Here is a 15,076-nt window from a genome sequence, read left to right as displayed (position 1 = left end):
CTGACAAGAATCCTGCCGGGCGGGCCACAGGCCCGTCCTTACTTTTTCCTCTTTTATCCGCCGTAGCGCATCCCGGGCTCACTGCCTGGTGGCTGTTCCCCGATAAATTACTGTCTTCCGCTTTCCCGCTATTCGCAGGCGCCCTTCGGTGGGCGCGTTAATCCCAGGTATCAGCTTCCCGCAATAGTTTGCAGTAGCAGGCCGCAGAACCATGCGGCGTAGGTTCCGAGCGCATAACCCATCACCGCGAGCAGCACACCGACAGGCGCAAGGGAGGGGTGGAAGGCCGCCGCTACTACCGGGGCCGAGGCTGCCCCGCCCACATTGGCCTGGCTTCCCACCGCCATAAAGAAGGTCGGGGCCTTGATCAGTTTGGCAACCAGGAGCAGAAGACCAGCGTGCACCGCCATCCAGATGGCGCCGAGCAGGAAGAGTTCCGGGCTGTCGCGCAGTGCAGTGATGTCCATGTGGGTGCCGATAGTCGCCACCAGGAAATAGATGAAGACCGAGCCCACCTTTGAGGCGCCGGCGCCCTCCAGCTGCTTTGCCGGAGAGAAAGCCATGGCCACTCCCAAGGTGGTGGCAACGATGATCAGCCAGAAGAAGGGACTGGTGAGGCTATACCTGTCGAGGTGCGGGGCATTCTCCTGGAACCAGGGCGCCAGGACGTCGGCGAATGCGTGGGCGATGGCGGTAATGCCGAACCCGACTGCGGCGATGAGCATCAGGTCGGGCAAGGAGGGGATGCGCGAGTGCCTTTTCTGTATCTCCTCGACCTTTTCGCGCAATTCGGTAATTGCCGTGGTGTCTGCGCCACGCCTGGCATCCAGCTGCTTCGCGTTGCCGGCCATGATCAGCAGCACCGCCATCCAGACGTTGGCGATGATGACATCCACCGCAACCATGGCCGAGAACACCTGGTCGCCCACCGAGAAAATTTCCTTCATGGCAGTCTGGTTGGCGCCGCCGCCGATCCAGCTGCCCGCGACCGTAGTCATACCCCGCCAGACGGCCTCAGGGCCGCTTACTCCCAGGAGATCGGGGTCGATTGCCGACATGATAATCAGGGCCAGCGGGCCGCCAATGACGATCCCCAGCGTGCCGGTCAGGAACATGATCAGCGCCTTGGGGCCCAGGCTGATAATACCCTTCAGGTCGATGCTGAGTGTCAGCAGGACCAGGCTGGCCGGCAGCAGGTAGCGCGAGGCCACGTAATACAGCTGGGAGGCCTCGGCGTCGATTATGCCGAAAGTGGTCAACAGGGACGGCAGGAAGTAGCAGAGCAGCAGGGCCGGAACAAAGCGGTAGAAACGTTTCCAGAAGCGGTGCTCGCTGCCCGCGGTGTAAAACACAAAGCCGAGGATAGCAGCCAGCATGCCGAGAATGATGGCGTCGTTGGTGATCATGGATACCTGTCAGGGGTCGCTGGTTGGTCTTATTAAAATTGCGATGTATGGGGCCGGCGGCGCGGGCTAGTTGCCCGCGGCCGGCGTCCCGTCTTCCGGCTTGTCCAGGGTGCGCACCTGGACCAGTACGCCAAAGCGGGGGTGATCGAGGTAGTGGAGTTCACCACTGCGCATGCGGCGCTCCTGCTGCAGCTGGGCGACGCGGGCTGCGTACACCGGGCCGGGTCTGCCCTGGGAGGCTATCGTCCTGGCGGCACCAGGTGCGGCCAGGTCGAGGGGCTCGCCATTGTCGAGACTCGATGGCTTCGGCAGCAGGATACCGCCTTCGCTCCCGGGTTCCCCGAACTCGCTCATCCACAGGTTGGTACTCAGGTGCAGGTAGCGGGACACGCTGAGCTTGATACTTCCCTCAAGCTGGCTGTGACCGGCATAGGTGTCACCGCCCTCGATGAGGATGGCGGGCGCACGGCGTTTCTGCCACAGCTGCTGCTGCCAGGCCTTGTGGAATAGCACCCGGTAGTTGCCGGAGCGCTGCAGGGCAGCTGCCTTGTTGTCCAGCTGGGTGGCGGCTGGTACCAGCTGCGGCTCACCCTCACCCCCGGTGGTGGTGAAATCAATCCACTTTGCGGGGTAGGACAGGCGGGGGCTAGCGGGCCAATTTTCCCTCGAGCCACTCATGCCGTCGGTCCGGCTGAAGACGATCATCTCGATCTCGAAGGTGGTGCCCGCATAGCTGGCCGCCTGGGTGCCGGCGGCGGTGAGGGCCAGCAGCAGGGCCGTACAGAGGTGAACCAATCGCATAATATTGATACCGCTTGCTTTGTTATGTGTCGCCCGGGGCCCGCCGGTCGGCAGGGCCCCGGAGGGCACAGTCTATCACTGCGCCAGTTGCTCCAACACACCTGAAACCTGATTCAGGCGGGTGTCGGACCCGCCCTCGTCCAGGGCGAAGCTCAGCTGGTTGGCTCCCTGGAGCTGGAAACGGCCCGGTTGCGTCTGGACCAGCTTCACCAGGGTCAGTGGATCGACGGCCGTATTCTCGGAAAACTCGATGCGTCCGCGAACGGCGGAGGCCTCAAGCTTGCGGATACCCATCCGCTCCGCCTCCAGCTTGATCTCGGTGGTACGGAAGAGGTGCTTGACCGGCTCCGGCAGCAGGCCGAAGCGGTCGATCATCTCTACCTGCAGCTCCCTCAGTTCTCCCGCGTCCTTCGCGTTGGCGATGCGCTTGTACATCATCAGGCGACCGTGTACATCCGGGAGGTAATCTTCCGGGATCAGTGCCGGCACCCGCAGGTTCACGTCCACCGCGGGGGATTCCAGCGGCTCATCGATATTGGGTGTGCGGCCCTCGCGGATGGCCTTCACCGCCTGGTCGAGCATCTCCATATAAAGGGTGAAGCCCACGCTCTGGATCTGCCCGCTCTGCTCCTCACCCAGCAGCTCGCCGGCCCCGCGGATTTCGAGGTCATGGGTGGCCAGGGTAAAGCCCGCCCCCAGGTCCTGGGCCTCGCTGATGGCTTCCAGGCGCTTGACTGCATCGGCTGTCATGGAGCGCCTGCCCGGTGTCAGCAGGTAGGCATAGGCCTGGTGGTGGGACCTGCCCACGCGACCGCGGAGCTGGTGCAGCTGCGCGAGGCCGAATTTATCGGCGCGCTCGATAAGGATCGTGTTTGCGCTGGGCACGTCGATGCCGGTCTCGATGATGGTGGTGCACACCAGAACGTTGAAGCGCTTGTGGTAAAAGTCGCTCATCACCTGTTCCAGCTCGCGCTCGCGCATCTGGCCGTGGCCGATGCCGACCCGTGCCTCGGGTACCAGCTCTTCCAGCTGCCGTGCGATGCGCTCGATGCTCTTCACCTCGTTGTGGAGGAAGTAAACCTGCCCCCCGCGGAGGATTTCCCGCAGGATCGCCTCCTTGATGAGGGCCTCGTCACGCTGGCGCACGAAGGTCTTCACTGACAGGCGGCGTGCCGGCGGGGTGGCGATCACCGACAGGTCGCGAATGCCGGCCATGGCCATGTTCAGGGTACGTGGGATTGGTGTGGCGGTGAGGGTAAGGATATCCACTTCCGCGCGCAGGCTCTTGAGGCGCTCCTTCTGGCGCACCCCAAAACGGTGCTCCTCATCGATAATCAGGAGGCCAAGGTTGTTGAAGTCCAGGTCGCTTTGCAGCAGCTTGTGGGTGCCGATAAGGATATCCACCTTGCCGCTTGCCACGCGTTCCTTGATTCCTTCGATCTCCTTGCCGCTGCGGAAGCGGGAGATGACCTCGATGTTGACGGGCCAGTCGGCGAAGCGGTCCTGGAAGGACTGGTAATGCTGCTGGGCGAGGAGGGTGGTAGGCACCAGCATCGCCACCTGCTTGCCGGCATGCGCCGCCACGAACGCGGCTCGCATAGCCACCTCAGTCTTGCCGAAGCCCACATCGCCGCACACCAGGCGGTCCATGGGTTTATCGGAGAGCATGTCGGCTACTACGGCCTCGATCGCCTGCTGCTGGTCCGGCGTCTCCTCGAAGGGGAAGCCCGCAGTAAATTCGCGGTAGGCCAGGCCGGGGTCGCCAAACGCGTGCCCGACCCGGGCCTCCCTGCGGGCGTAGATGTCGAGCAGCTCGGCGGCGGCATCACGGACTTTTTCCGCCGCTTTGCGCTTGGCTTTCTGCCACTGCTCGCTTCCCAGCTTGTGCTGCGGGGCCAGCGCCTCGTCCGCGCCGGAGTACCGGCTGATCAGGTGCAGGCTGGCCACCGGTACATACAGCTTGGCCTCGTCCGCATATTCCAGCATGAGGAATTCTGCCGGCTGGCCATCGATCTCCAGGTGCTGCAGTCCGCGGTAGCGGCCAACGCCGTGGTCAATATGCACCACCGGGGCGCCGATGCGCAGCTCGGCCAGGTTCCGTACCGCATTCTCGGCATCGTCCTTGGCTTTTTTGCGGCGACGCTGCTGCAGTACACGCTCGCCAAACAACTGTGGCTCGGCGATGACATCGAGCGCCGGTTCCAGCAGGTTCAGCCCCTGGTCGATGGGAGCCACGGTGATGCCGTGGGTCTCGTCGCTGGCGAGGAAGTCAGACCAGGAGCTGAACTGGGTCGGCTGCACCTGGATATTGCCGAGCAGGTCCAGCAGGGCTTCCCGGCGCCCGCCACTCTCAGCACAGAAGAGCACCCGCCCGTCGTACTCCATCAGGTAGCTTTCCAGCTGCGCCAGGGGGTTGTCCGCCTTGCCGTCCACCGGCAGGCGCGGGGGCTCGGCGGTGGCGAAGTTGTAATTGCCTTCGGCCGAAGGCAACTCCTCATCAGAGAAAATTGCCCGGGGCAGTGATTTGAGGGCGCCGTTGAACTCGTTGATCTCCAGCAGTATCTCGCGTGGCGGCAGGATCGGTCGGGTCAGGTCACCGCGTCGGCTTTCGTAGCGGTTGTTCACCTCTCTCCAGAAGTTTTCCAGTGGACCCTGGATGTCGCCCTGGAGGAAGGCGGCGCTGCCCTCCGGAAGGTAGTCAAACAGGGTGTCGCAGCGCTCGAAAAAGAGGGGGAGGTAATACTCGATTCCCGCCGGGGCGATGCCCGCGCTGATGTCCTGGTAGATGGATACCTGGGTCGGATCGGAGTCGAATGCTTCATGCCAGCGCTGCAGGAAGCCCGCCAGGGCCGGCTTGTGCATGGGGAATTCGCGCGCGGGGAGCAGGTTTACGCTATCGACCTTCTCCACCGTGCGCTGGGTCTCTGGATCAAACGTGCGCAGGGACTCGATTTCCTCATCAAACAGGTCGATGCGGAAGGGCAGGGGGCTACCCATTGGGTAGATATCCATCAGGGAGCCGCGTACCGCGAACTCCCCGTGCTCGTAGACGGTGTCGACGCAATGGTAGCCCGCCTGCTCAAGCAGTCGGCGCTGGCTGCTGAGGTCGAACTGCTGGCCTTCCTTTAATACCAGGGCATTGCCGGCCACGTAGTCCCGCGGCGGGAGCCGATGCATGAGGGTGCTGACCGGCACGATGATGATGCCGGAACCCATCCGGGGCAATCGATAGAGGGCGGCCAGGCGGTCAGAGATAATGTCCTGGTGGGGGGAGAAAGTGTCATACGGAAGTATCTCCCAGTCCGGGAAGTGCAGGATCTCCGTCGGAAGACCGTTGTTAAAAAATTTCAGCTGGGCTTCCAGGCGCTGGGCCTCGAGGCTGTCGCGGGCCACCAGCAGGGTCGGTGAATCGCTGCGCCGGGCGGCGCTCAGGATAGCCAGGGAAGCGGAAGCGCCACGCAGGCCGCCCCAGAACTGGCGGTCATTTTCGGAGCGAAACTGCGGCGGCGAGAAGGGCTGCAAATTGGTCATCGTACCTTGTATATCCACGCTTTCAGGCGGGCTTTGGCCCGGGGCGGTGGCTATTGTAACTGTGAACAACTGGCGGTGCAGGCCGGGTTCCCCCGACAGCCAGTGTCGGGGTCCGGGACGGCCCTGCAAAGCGGCTTTTCGCCGAGGGGATCCGTGGGGATGAACTGGTAGTTTTACTACAATTTTCAGGCGTTTTTTTGCTCGGTTGCGCGCCCCCGGGCATATCCTGATAATGCGCAGCCACGCGGCCTGGGCCCCTGTTGCCAGCCGTGTTTTGCCTGCCTACACAACTGATTGCAGAGGTGTCTGATAGTGACTCAGAAGCGACCCAAGCCCGCGGATTTTTTCAAGGACTGGAAAGAGCGCGAAGCGCTGGCCGAATCCATGATCCCGATGATCGGCAAGCTCAACCGCGAGCGTAACGTCGGTATCTACATGTACGGCCGCAACCTGGTAAACCGCTCCGTGTTGAGCATCATGAAGGCGCACCGTTTTGTGCGGCAGGTTGAGGGCAACGAGCTGTCCGAGTGGGAAACCTACCCGGTGCTGGAAGCCATGACCAAGCTGGACCTGGGTCCGGTGCACATAGACCTGGGCACCCTGACCAACAAATACATGCGCGACGATCGCGGCATGTCCGTGGACGAGTTCGTCCGCGAGGAGCTGGCCGAGGCCGAGGGTGCCGGCAAGCCGATCCCGCAACCGCGGGATGTTGTGATCTACGGTTTCGGCCGTATTGGCCGCCTGGTGGCGCGCCTGCTGATCGAGAAGGCGGGCAGTGGCGACGTCCTGCGCCTGCGGGCCATCGTGCTGCGCAAGGGCAAGGCGGATAACGACCTGGTCAAGCGCGCCTCCCTGCTGCGCCGCGATTCCGTGCACGGCGCCTTCAAGGGCACAATCCGCGTGGACGAGGAGACCAGCTCGCTGATCTGCAACGGCAACGAGATCAAGGTCATCTACGCCAACTCCCCGCAGGAAGTGGACTACACCCAGCACGGCATCCACGATGCCATCGTGGTGGACTCCACCGGTGTATGGCGTGACGAGGAGGGCCTGAGCCAGCACCTGGAGAGCCCCGGCGCCTCCAAGGTCATCCTCACCGCTCCCGGCAAGGGCGATATCAAGAACATCGTTTACGGCATCAACAACGATGACATCAAGGATGATGACAAGATCATCTCCGCTGCCTCCTGCACCACCAATGCCATTGTGCCGGTGCTGAAGGCGATGATGGACGGCTTCGGGGTCGAGCACGGCCACGTGGAAACCGTGCATGCCTATACCAACGACCAGAACCTGATCGACAACTACCACAAGGGTGAGCGTCGCGGCAGGGCGGCAGCGCTGAATATGGTCCTGACCGAGACCGGCGCGGCCAAAGCCGTCGCCAAGGCGCTGCCTGAGCTGAAGGGTAAGTTGACCGGAAATGCTATCCGGGTTCCGACCCCGAACGTATCCATGGCGATCCTGAACCTGCGGCTGGGCAAGGAGACTACCAAGGAGGAGCTCAACGAGTACGTCCGTGAGGTGGCCCTGCATTCGCCACTGCGCCAGCAGATCGACTACACCAACTCACCTGAAGTGGTGTCCTGTGACTTTGTTGGCTCCCGTCGCGCCTGTGTGTTCGACTCCATCGCGACCATCGTCGACGGTAATAACGCCGTGCTGTACTGCTGGTACGACAACGAGTTCGGTTACAGCTGCCAGGTGGTGCGCTGCCTGGAGGACATGGCAGGAGTGCGCTACAAGGTTTTCCCGGTCAAGGACTGACCTGTCCCGGCGGTCACTGTGGCCGCCGGTCCCGCCGGCGGCCTGAAGGCCGCACTGGCGGGGCGGCCGGCGCCGGCAGGCCCCGGCCGACCCGTTATCTCAAATCCTTGTTTTTCCAGCAAAAATTTCCCTCCTATACGCCAATTCGACCCCCTGGACTCTGGTAAAGCGACGGACCCATCTTTATAATGCGCGCGGTTTCGTGGGGCCGCCTTGCTACCTCCTGCCCGTCTGCCGGGCACCAAGCGGTTTAAGTCCTCGCAGCGCGTGAATTCCAGAGTGCAGCCTCCGGCCAGGGCAGGGGTACGCCCGGCCTGATGGCTGTATTCGCATACTTTCTTAAACTAGAAACTTAGGCATAGGCGTATGAGAAAGATCCGTCGGGGATTGGATTTACCCATATCCGGCGCGCCCGAGCAGGTCATCCACGATGGCCCTGCACTCAAGACCGTCGCCGTGCTCGGCCCCGATTACCACGGGATGAAGCCGACCATGGCGGTGGCTGAGGGGGACAGCGTCAAACTCGGACAGCTGCTGTTTACCGACAAGAAAACCGAGGGTGTCCGCTACACGGCACCCGCGGCTGGCAAGGTTGTCGCCATTAATCGCGGCGCCCGCCGCGCACTGCAGTCGGTGGTTATCGAGATCGAAGGTGACGAGGCTGAGCAGTTTGCCGCCTACGGCGCCGACCAGCTCAAGACCCTGACCGCTGAGCAGGTGCGGGAGAACCTGGTTGAGTCCGGCATGTGGACCGCCCTGCGGACCCGTCCGTTCAGCAAGGTTCCGGCGCTGGACCTGGAGCCCGCGGCCGTGTTCATCAACGCGATGGACACCAATCCGCTGGCCGCCGATCCGGCCCTGATCATCGCCGAACACCGCGAAGCCTTCAGCCAGGGCGTTGAGATCCTGTCCCGCCTGGCGGAGAAAACCTTCGTATGCACCGCCCCCGATGCCGATATCCCGGTGCCGGATGCACCCGGTGTGAGCCGCGAAGCCTTCGCCGGTCCGCACCCCGCGGGCCTGCCCGGCACCCACATTCACTTCCTCAGCCCGGTCCGTGCAGGTCGCACCGTTGTGACCATCGGCTACCAGGATGTGATTGCCGTGGGCAAGCTGTTCCAGACCGGCCGCCTGTTCACCGACCGCGTGGTCGCTCTCGGGGGGCCGCAGGTCAAGCAGCCCCGCCTGCTGCGCACCCGGCTGGGTGCGAGCCTGGTCGAGCTGACTGCAGGGGAGCTGCAAGACGGTGATAACCGCATTGTTTCCGGTTCTGTTTTCGGTGGCCGTGCCGCCGAGGGGCCGCTGGGTTACCTGGGGCGCTATGCCAACCAGGTCAGCGTGCTCAAGGAAGGCCACGAGCGTCCGTTCCTGCACTACCTGCGTGCCGGCAACAAGCGCTTCTCCGCTTTCCCCATCTACCTGTCCCGCCTGTTCAAGAACAAGCGGTTCGACTTTACCACCAGCACCAATGGTTCCGAGCGCGCCATGGTGCCGATTGGTACCTATGAGAAGGTGATGCCACTGGATATCCTGCCGACGCAGCTGCTGCGTGCGTTGATCGTGGGCGATACCGCCACTGCCCAGCAACTGGGTGCGCTGGAACTGGCGGAGGAAGACCTGGCCCTGTGTACCTTCGTGTGTCCGGGCAAGTATGAATACGGCCCCATTTTGCGGGACAACCTGACCCGTATTGAGAAGGAGGGCTAAGGATGCTGCGCAAATTCCTTGATTCCATCGAGCCGCACTTTCACAAGGGCGGCAAATATGAAAAGTTCTACGCGCTGTACGAGGCGGTGGACACTGGCCTGTTCCAGCCGTCCGAACGCACCAAGACCACGGCGCACGTGCGCGACGGTATCGACCTGAAGCGCATTATGATCAGCGTCTGGGCCTGTGCCATGCTGGCGGCCTTCTTCGGCATGTGGAACATCGGCTACCAGTCCAACCTGATTATTGCCGACATGGGTACCACCGAGTTCGAGGGCTGGCGCCACGCGATTATCGGTGCGCTGACCAGCTACAACCCGGCCAGCACTTGGGACAACTTCGTCTACGGTGCCATGTTCTTCCTCCCCATTTACCTGGTGACCTTCGTCATCGGCGGTATCTGGGAGGTATTGTTCGCAGCCGTGCGCGGGCATGAGGTGAACGAGGGCTTCTTTGTAACCTCTATCCTGTTTGCGCTGGCCTGCCCGCCGGACCTGCCGCTGTGGCTGGTGGGAATGGGTATCAGCTTCGGTGTGGTGATCGGTAAGGAAGTGTTCGGTGGTACCGGCAAAAACTTCCTCAACCCGGCACTGACCGGCCGTGCCTTCCTGTATTTCGCCTACCCGGCTTCCATGTCCGGTGACATGGTGTGGACCGCAGTGGACGGCTACTCCGGCGCGACTGCGCTGTCCGTACTGGCCAGCGAGGGCGTGCAGAACGGTGTGGTCCAGGCGGCCGCGGGCCCGCTGACCTGGTGGGACGCGTTCCTGGGTAACATGCACGGCTCCATCGGTGAGACCTCCACCCTGGTTATCCTGATCGCCGGCGTCATCCTGATGGGCATGAAGATCGCCAGCTGGCGGATCGTGGCTGGAACCCTGCTGGGCATGATGGCCACCTCCCTGATCTTCAACCTGATCGGTTCCGACACCAACCCCTTCTTCAATGTGCCCTGGTACTGGCACCTGGTAGTTGGTGGTTTTGCCTTCGGCCTGATCTTCATGACCACCGACCCGGTGTCGGCAGCAATGACCAACCTGGGTCGCTGGTATTACGGCATGCTGATCGGCGTCATGACGGTCCTGATCCGCGTCGTGAACCCTGCCTTCCCCGAAGGCATCATGCTGGCGATCCTGTTCGCCAACCTGTTCGCCCCGCTGTTTGACCACTTCGTGGTGCAGTCCAATATCAAACGGAGGCTGGCACGTGGCTAATAAAGATTCTGTCAAAGGCACCCTGATCGTAGCGCTGGTGCTGTGTATCGTGTGCTCCGTCGTGGTCTCCACCGCGGCGGTCATGCTCAAGCCGATGCAGCAGGCCAATGCGGCGCTGGACCTGAAGCGCAATGTGCTGCTGGCGGGCGACCTGATCGAGCCCGACCAGGCCGGCAAGGCGGCGGTGGAAGAGGCGTTCGCGAAAGTCAGCATCAAGTACGTTGACCTTCGCAATGGCACCTTCACCGACGAAGAGCCGGCTGGTGGCAGCGGCCGCGCCGCAGCCAAAATCCCCGACGCGAGCCAGAAGATGACTCCCGCCGAGGATATCGCCAAGATCAGCCGCCGGGAAAACATCAAGGAAGTGTTCCTGGTGGAGGAGAACGGCGAACTGCAGAAGATCATCCTGCCGGTGCGCGGTTACGGCCTCTGGGGACAGCTTTACGGCTTCCTCGCGCTTGAGAACGATCTCAATACAGTTGCCGGTATCGGGTTCTACGAACACAAGGAGACCCCGGGACTGGGCGGTGAGGTGGACAACCCCAACTGGAAGGCCCTGTGGCACGGCAAGACTGTCTATCTCGACAGTGGCGAAGTCGGCCTCAGCGTCGTCAAGGGCAGTGTCGACAAGGACACCCCGAACGCCGAGTACAAGATTGACGGCCTGTCTGGCGCTACCCTGACCAGCCGGGGCGTCAGCAACCTGATCGAATTCTGGCTCGGCAGCGAGGGCTACGGTCCCTTCCTGGAAAACCTGAAAGCAGGGGAGGCGTGAGCATGAAAACCAAAGATACTCTGCTGGAACCCATTTTTAACAACAACCCCATTGCGCTGCAGATCCTCGGTATCTGTTCCGCGCTGGCGGTAACCAGCTCCCTGAAAGTGACGCTGGTTATGTGTGTGGCGCTGACCGTGGTGGTGTGCTGTTCCAACGTGCTGGTCTCCCTGATCCGCACCCAGATCCCGAACAGCATCCGGATCATCGTACAGATGACCGTGATTGCCTCGCTGGTAATCCTGGTGGACCAGGTGATCAAGGCGCTGGCCTATGACATCTCCAAGCAGCTGTCTGTATTTGTCGGCCTGATCATCACCAACTGTATCGTGATGGGCCGGGCAGAAGCCTTCGCCATGAAGAACGGCCCCGCGGCCAGCTTCTTCGACGGCCTCGGCAACGGCCTCGGCTACAGCGTGATCCTGATCGGCCTGGCGGTTATCCGCGAGCTGTTCGGTGCCGGCAAGCTGCTGGGTGTCGAGATCCTGCAGACCGTGAACAACGGTGGCTGGTATGTGCCAAATGGCATGCTGCTGCTGCCGCCGAGTGCCTTCTTCCTGATCGGCCTGTTCATCTGGGCAATCCGCGCCTGGAAGCCGGCCCAGGTGGAAGAACCGGAGTTCAAGATTGCGCCCAACACCAAAGCGCAGGAGGCCTGATAAGTGGAACAGTATATTTCTCTGATTGTCCGCGCAGTGTTCGTCGAGAACATGGCGCTGGCCTTCTTCCTGGGCATGTGTACCTTCCTGGCCGTGTCCAAGAAGATCGAGGCGGCCGTGGGCCTCGGTGTGGCGGTTATCGTCGTACTGACCCTGACTGTGCCGGTCAACAACCTGATCTACACATACCTGCTGAAAGACGGCGCACTTGCCTGGGCGGGTTACCCGGATGTGGACCTGAGCTTCCTGGGCCTGCTGTCCTATATCGGCGTAATTGCCGCCCTGGTGCAGATCCTCGAGATGTTCCTGGACAAGTATGTGCCGGCACTCTACAACGCCCTGGGTGTATTCCTGCCGCTGATCACCGTGAACTGCGCCATCATGGGTGCATCCCTGTTCATGGTAGAGCGCGAATACAACTTCGGCGAGAGTGTGGCTTATGGCTTCGGCGCCGGTCTCGGCTGGGCGCTGGCGATTACCGCGCTGGCGGGCATCCGCGAGAAGCTAAAGTACAGTGACGTGCCCGAAGGCCTGCAGGGCCTGGGTATCACCTTTATCACCGTTGGTCTGATGTCGCTCGGCTTCATGTCCTTCGGCGGTATCGATATCTAAGCGGGGGAACGCAATACCATGAATCTCGAAATTATTCTCGGCGTTGCGATGTTTACCGTCATCGTGCTGGCGCTGGTGGCAGTGATCCTTGTCGCCCGCTCCCGCCTGGTAAACACCGGTAACGTCAATATCCTGGTAAACGGTGAGAAGACCCTGACCGTGCCCGCCGGCGGCAAGCTGCTGCAGACCCTGGCGGCCAACAACCTGTTCCTGGCCTCTGCCTGTGGCGGCGGCGGCAGCTGCGCCCAGTGTGTGTGCAAGGTGGTGGCCGGTGGTGGCGATATGCTGCCTACCGAGGCTGCTCACTTCACCCCGCGCGAGGCCAAGCAGGGCAAGCGCCTGTCCTGCCAGGTGGCAGTCAAGCAGGACATGGAAATTGAGGTGCCGGAAGAGGTGTTCGGTGTGAAGCAGTGGGAATGCACTGTGGAATCCAACCCGAACGTGGCTACTTTCATTAAAGAGCTGACCCTGAAGCTGCCGGAAGGCGAGAATGTTGACTTCCGTGCTGGCGGTTACGTACAGCTGGAGGCGCCGCCCCACCATGTGAAATTCTCCGATTTCGACATCGAGGAAGAGTACCGCGGTGACTGGGAGCACTTTGGCTTCTTCAACCTGGAGTCCAAGGTCACCGAGCCGGTGGTTCGCGCCTATTCCATGGCGAACTACCCGGAAGAGAAGGGCGTGGTGAAGTTCAACATCCGTATCGCCACCCCGCCGCCGCGCACCGAGGGTGTTCCCCCGGGCCAGATGTCTTCCTATGTGTTCAACCTGAAGCCGGGCGACAAGATCAGGGTTTACGGTCCCTTCGGTGAGTTTTTTGCCAAGGAAACCGACAATGAGATGGTCTTTATCGGCGGTGGTGCCGGTATGGCACCGATGCGCTCGCACATCTTCGACCAGCTCAAGCGCCTGAACAGCAGCCGCAAGATCAGCTTCTGGTACGGTGCGCGCTCCCTGCGGGAGATGTTCTACGAGGACGATTACAACGGCCTGCAGGAAGAGTTCGACAACTTCCAGTGGCACGTGGCGCTGTCCGATCCGCAGCCGGAGGATAACTGGACCGGTTACACCGGGTTCATTCACAACGTGGTTTACGAAAACTATCTGAAGGATCACCCGGCGCCGGAGGACTGCGAGTACTACATGTGCGGTCCGCCCATGATGAACGCAGCCGTCATTAATATGCTGAAGGACCTCGGTGTTGAGGATGACAATATCCTGCTGGATGACTTCGGTGGCTGATCGGAGTGAGTGAATTGCCCAGAGCATCGAATCACCCGATAACAACAAAAACAGGGCCCGCATTCCGGGCCCTGTTTTTGCTTGTGTGCACGTCACTGCTTACCGCTGCCTTCCTCACAGGGTGTGGCCCGGATACCGAGAGCTGGAAGCTGTCGGGGCCCACTATGGGTACCCGGTATCACATCACTGTGGTGGCTCCCCCGGCGGAGGTCGCAAAGGAGTCTCTGCAGGAGTTGATCGAGCAGGAGCTGGAAGCGGTAAACCGGGAGATGTCCACCTATATCCCCGATTCCGAGCTGATGCGCTTCAATGCCGGCCCGATAGGCGAACCGGTGGCGATCAGCGAGCCGCTGGCGGACGTAGTGGGGCTCTCCATCGATATAAACGAGCGCAGCGGCGGGGCTTTCGATATCACCGTGGGTCCGCTGGTGAACCTGTGGGGCTTCGGCCCCACTCCCGAGCCGGAGAAGGTACCGGGGCAGGAGGAAATCGACCGGCTGCTGGGACTGGTCGGCTCCGACGCCCTGGAGCTGGAGCGCAACCCGCCCCGACTGACCCGGACCCGCGATGTGCAGCTGGACTTGTCGGCTATCGCCAAGGGGCACGGTGTCGATCGGGTGGCGCAGCTGCTGGAAGAGCAGGGCATCGAGAATTACCTGGTGGAAATTGGCGGGGAGCTCAGGACCCTGGGCCACAACCCCGGTGGTGACGAATGGCGTATCGGCATCGAGAGCCCGACCCGCGCGGGGCAGGTGGTGCACAAGCCGGTGCGCGTCAGTGGCCGCGCCGTGGCGACCAGTGGCGATTACCGCAATTACTACGAGCGGGACGGGGTGCGTTACTCCCACAGTATCGATCCGCGCACCGGCAGGCCTTTGCAGCACCGGCTTGCTTCTGTCACCGTGATTGCTGATATATGCGCCGAGGCTGACGGCCTCGCGACCGCCCTGAATGTGATGGGCGCAGATGCGGGATTAAAATTGGCAGAGCGGGAAGGCTTGGCCGTATTCATGCTGGTGAAGACCGACAACGGTTTTGAAGAGCGTTTCAGCAGCGCATTTACTCCCTACCTGGAGGGATCTGAATCGTGACTATTTATATCTTTGCCTTCGTAGCCATGGTGCTTATCGTGACCGGAATGGCGCTGGGCGCCATCTTGCAGAACAAACCCCTCAAGGGTTCCTGCGGTGGACTGAACAAAATCGGTATGAAGCAGGACTGTGAAATCTGCGGCGGTGACGACGACGAGTGCCGCAAGGAGCAGGAGCGACAGGAGAAAGTCGCGCAGCAGGCCGACCTGGCATACGACGCGACCAAAAAACACTGATTGCGGACCCAAGAGGGCCGCATTGATACCGA

The 15,076-nt window shown here is 61.8% G+C and carries 12 protein-coding genes; 9 read left to right on the top strand and 3 right to left on the bottom strand.

Going from position 1 to position 15,076, the window contains the following annotated elements:
* Nucleotides 1–170: 170 nt before the first annotated feature.
* The 3 genes from BLT26_RS09110 to mfd all read right to left on the bottom strand — a co-directional run bounded on the left by BLT26_RS09110 (nt 171) and on the right by mfd (nt 5,738).
* A complete protein-coding gene (locus BLT26_RS09110; RefSeq protein ID WP_091512421.1) occupies nt 171–1,406 on the bottom strand; it encodes a DUF819 family protein in 1,236 nt (411 codons plus the stop codon).
* 66 nt (nt 1,407–1,472) lie between these two features.
* Nucleotides 1,473–2,207 carry a CsiV family protein gene (locus BLT26_RS09105; RefSeq protein WP_091512418.1) on the bottom strand — a complete coding sequence of 245 codons (735 nt, stop codon included), beginning with the start codon at nt 2,205–2,207 and terminating at the stop codon, nt 1,473–1,475.
* 75 nt (nt 2,208–2,282) lie between these two features.
* Entirely contained in the window at nt 2,283–5,738 is a 3,456-nt protein-coding gene (mfd, locus tag BLT26_RS09100; protein ID WP_091512414.1) for a transcription-repair coupling factor, read from the bottom strand.
* A gap of 309 nt (nt 5,739–6,047) precedes the next feature.
* Here mfd and BLT26_RS09095 point away from each other — a divergent pair, with 309 nt between their 5' ends.
* The 9 genes from BLT26_RS09095 to nqrM all read left to right on the top strand — a co-directional run bounded on the left by BLT26_RS09095 (nt 6,048) and on the right by nqrM (nt 15,044).
* Nucleotides 6,048–7,508, top strand: a complete 1,461-nt coding sequence (locus BLT26_RS09095; RefSeq protein ID WP_091513354.1) for a glyceraldehyde-3-phosphate dehydrogenase — start codon at nt 6,048–6,050, stop codon at nt 7,506–7,508.
* A gap of 366 nt (nt 7,509–7,874) precedes the next feature.
* Complete coding sequence (locus BLT26_RS09090; protein WP_091512411.1) at nt 7,875–9,215, top strand: Na(+)-translocating NADH-quinone reductase subunit A; 1,341 nt, start codon at nt 7,875–7,877, stop codon at nt 9,213–9,215.
* A 2-nt stretch (nt 9,216–9,217) separates the two neighbouring features.
* Complete coding sequence (locus BLT26_RS09085; protein WP_091512406.1) at nt 9,218–10,429, top strand: NADH:ubiquinone reductase (Na(+)-transporting) subunit B; 1,212 nt, start codon at nt 9,218–9,220, stop codon at nt 10,427–10,429.
* Nucleotides 10,422–11,204: a Na(+)-translocating NADH-quinone reductase subunit C gene (locus BLT26_RS09080; protein ID WP_091512403.1), complete on the top strand. Its 783-nt coding sequence runs from the start codon at nt 10,422–10,424 to the stop codon at nt 11,202–11,204. The genes BLT26_RS09085 and BLT26_RS09080 overlap by 8 nt, the downstream gene beginning before the upstream one ends.
* Before the next feature lie 2 nt (nt 11,205–11,206).
* Entirely contained in the window at nt 11,207–11,863 is a 657-nt protein-coding gene (locus BLT26_RS09075) for an NADH:ubiquinone reductase (Na(+)-transporting) subunit D (RefSeq protein WP_091512400.1), read from the top strand.
* A gap of 3 nt (nt 11,864–11,866) precedes the next feature.
* Nucleotides 11,867–12,475, top strand: a complete 609-nt coding sequence (nqrE, locus tag BLT26_RS09070; protein WP_091512397.1) for an NADH:ubiquinone reductase (Na(+)-transporting) subunit E — start codon at nt 11,867–11,869, stop codon at nt 12,473–12,475.
* Nucleotides 12,476–12,493: 18 nt separating this feature from the next.
* The gene (gene nqrF, locus BLT26_RS09065; RefSeq protein ID WP_091512393.1) at nt 12,494–13,717 is read left to right on the top strand and encodes an NADH:ubiquinone reductase (Na(+)-transporting) subunit F; all 1,224 of its coding nucleotides are present in this window, start codon (nt 12,494–12,496) and stop codon (nt 13,715–13,717) included.
* 164 nt (nt 13,718–13,881) lie between these two features.
* Nucleotides 13,882–14,808 (top strand): FAD:protein FMN transferase, encoded by a 927-nt coding sequence (locus tag BLT26_RS09060; RefSeq protein ID WP_175453071.1) that lies wholly within the window; start codon nt 13,882–13,884, stop codon nt 14,806–14,808.
* Nucleotides 14,805–15,044, top strand: a complete 240-nt coding sequence (gene nqrM / locus BLT26_RS09055; protein ID WP_091512390.1) for a (Na+)-NQR maturation NqrM — start codon at nt 14,805–14,807, stop codon at nt 15,042–15,044. Before BLT26_RS09060 ends, nqrM begins: the two co-directional genes overlap by 4 nt.
* Nucleotides 15,045–15,076: the final 32 nt, after the last annotated feature.

It is taken from the genome of Microbulbifer yueqingensis (assembly GCF_900100355.1).
Lineage (GTDB): Bacteria > Pseudomonadota > Gammaproteobacteria > Pseudomonadales > Cellvibrionaceae > Microbulbifer > Microbulbifer yueqingensis.
Note: the sequence above shows the minus strand (reverse complement) of the source record. Positions and strands in the feature narration are given on the sequence as shown.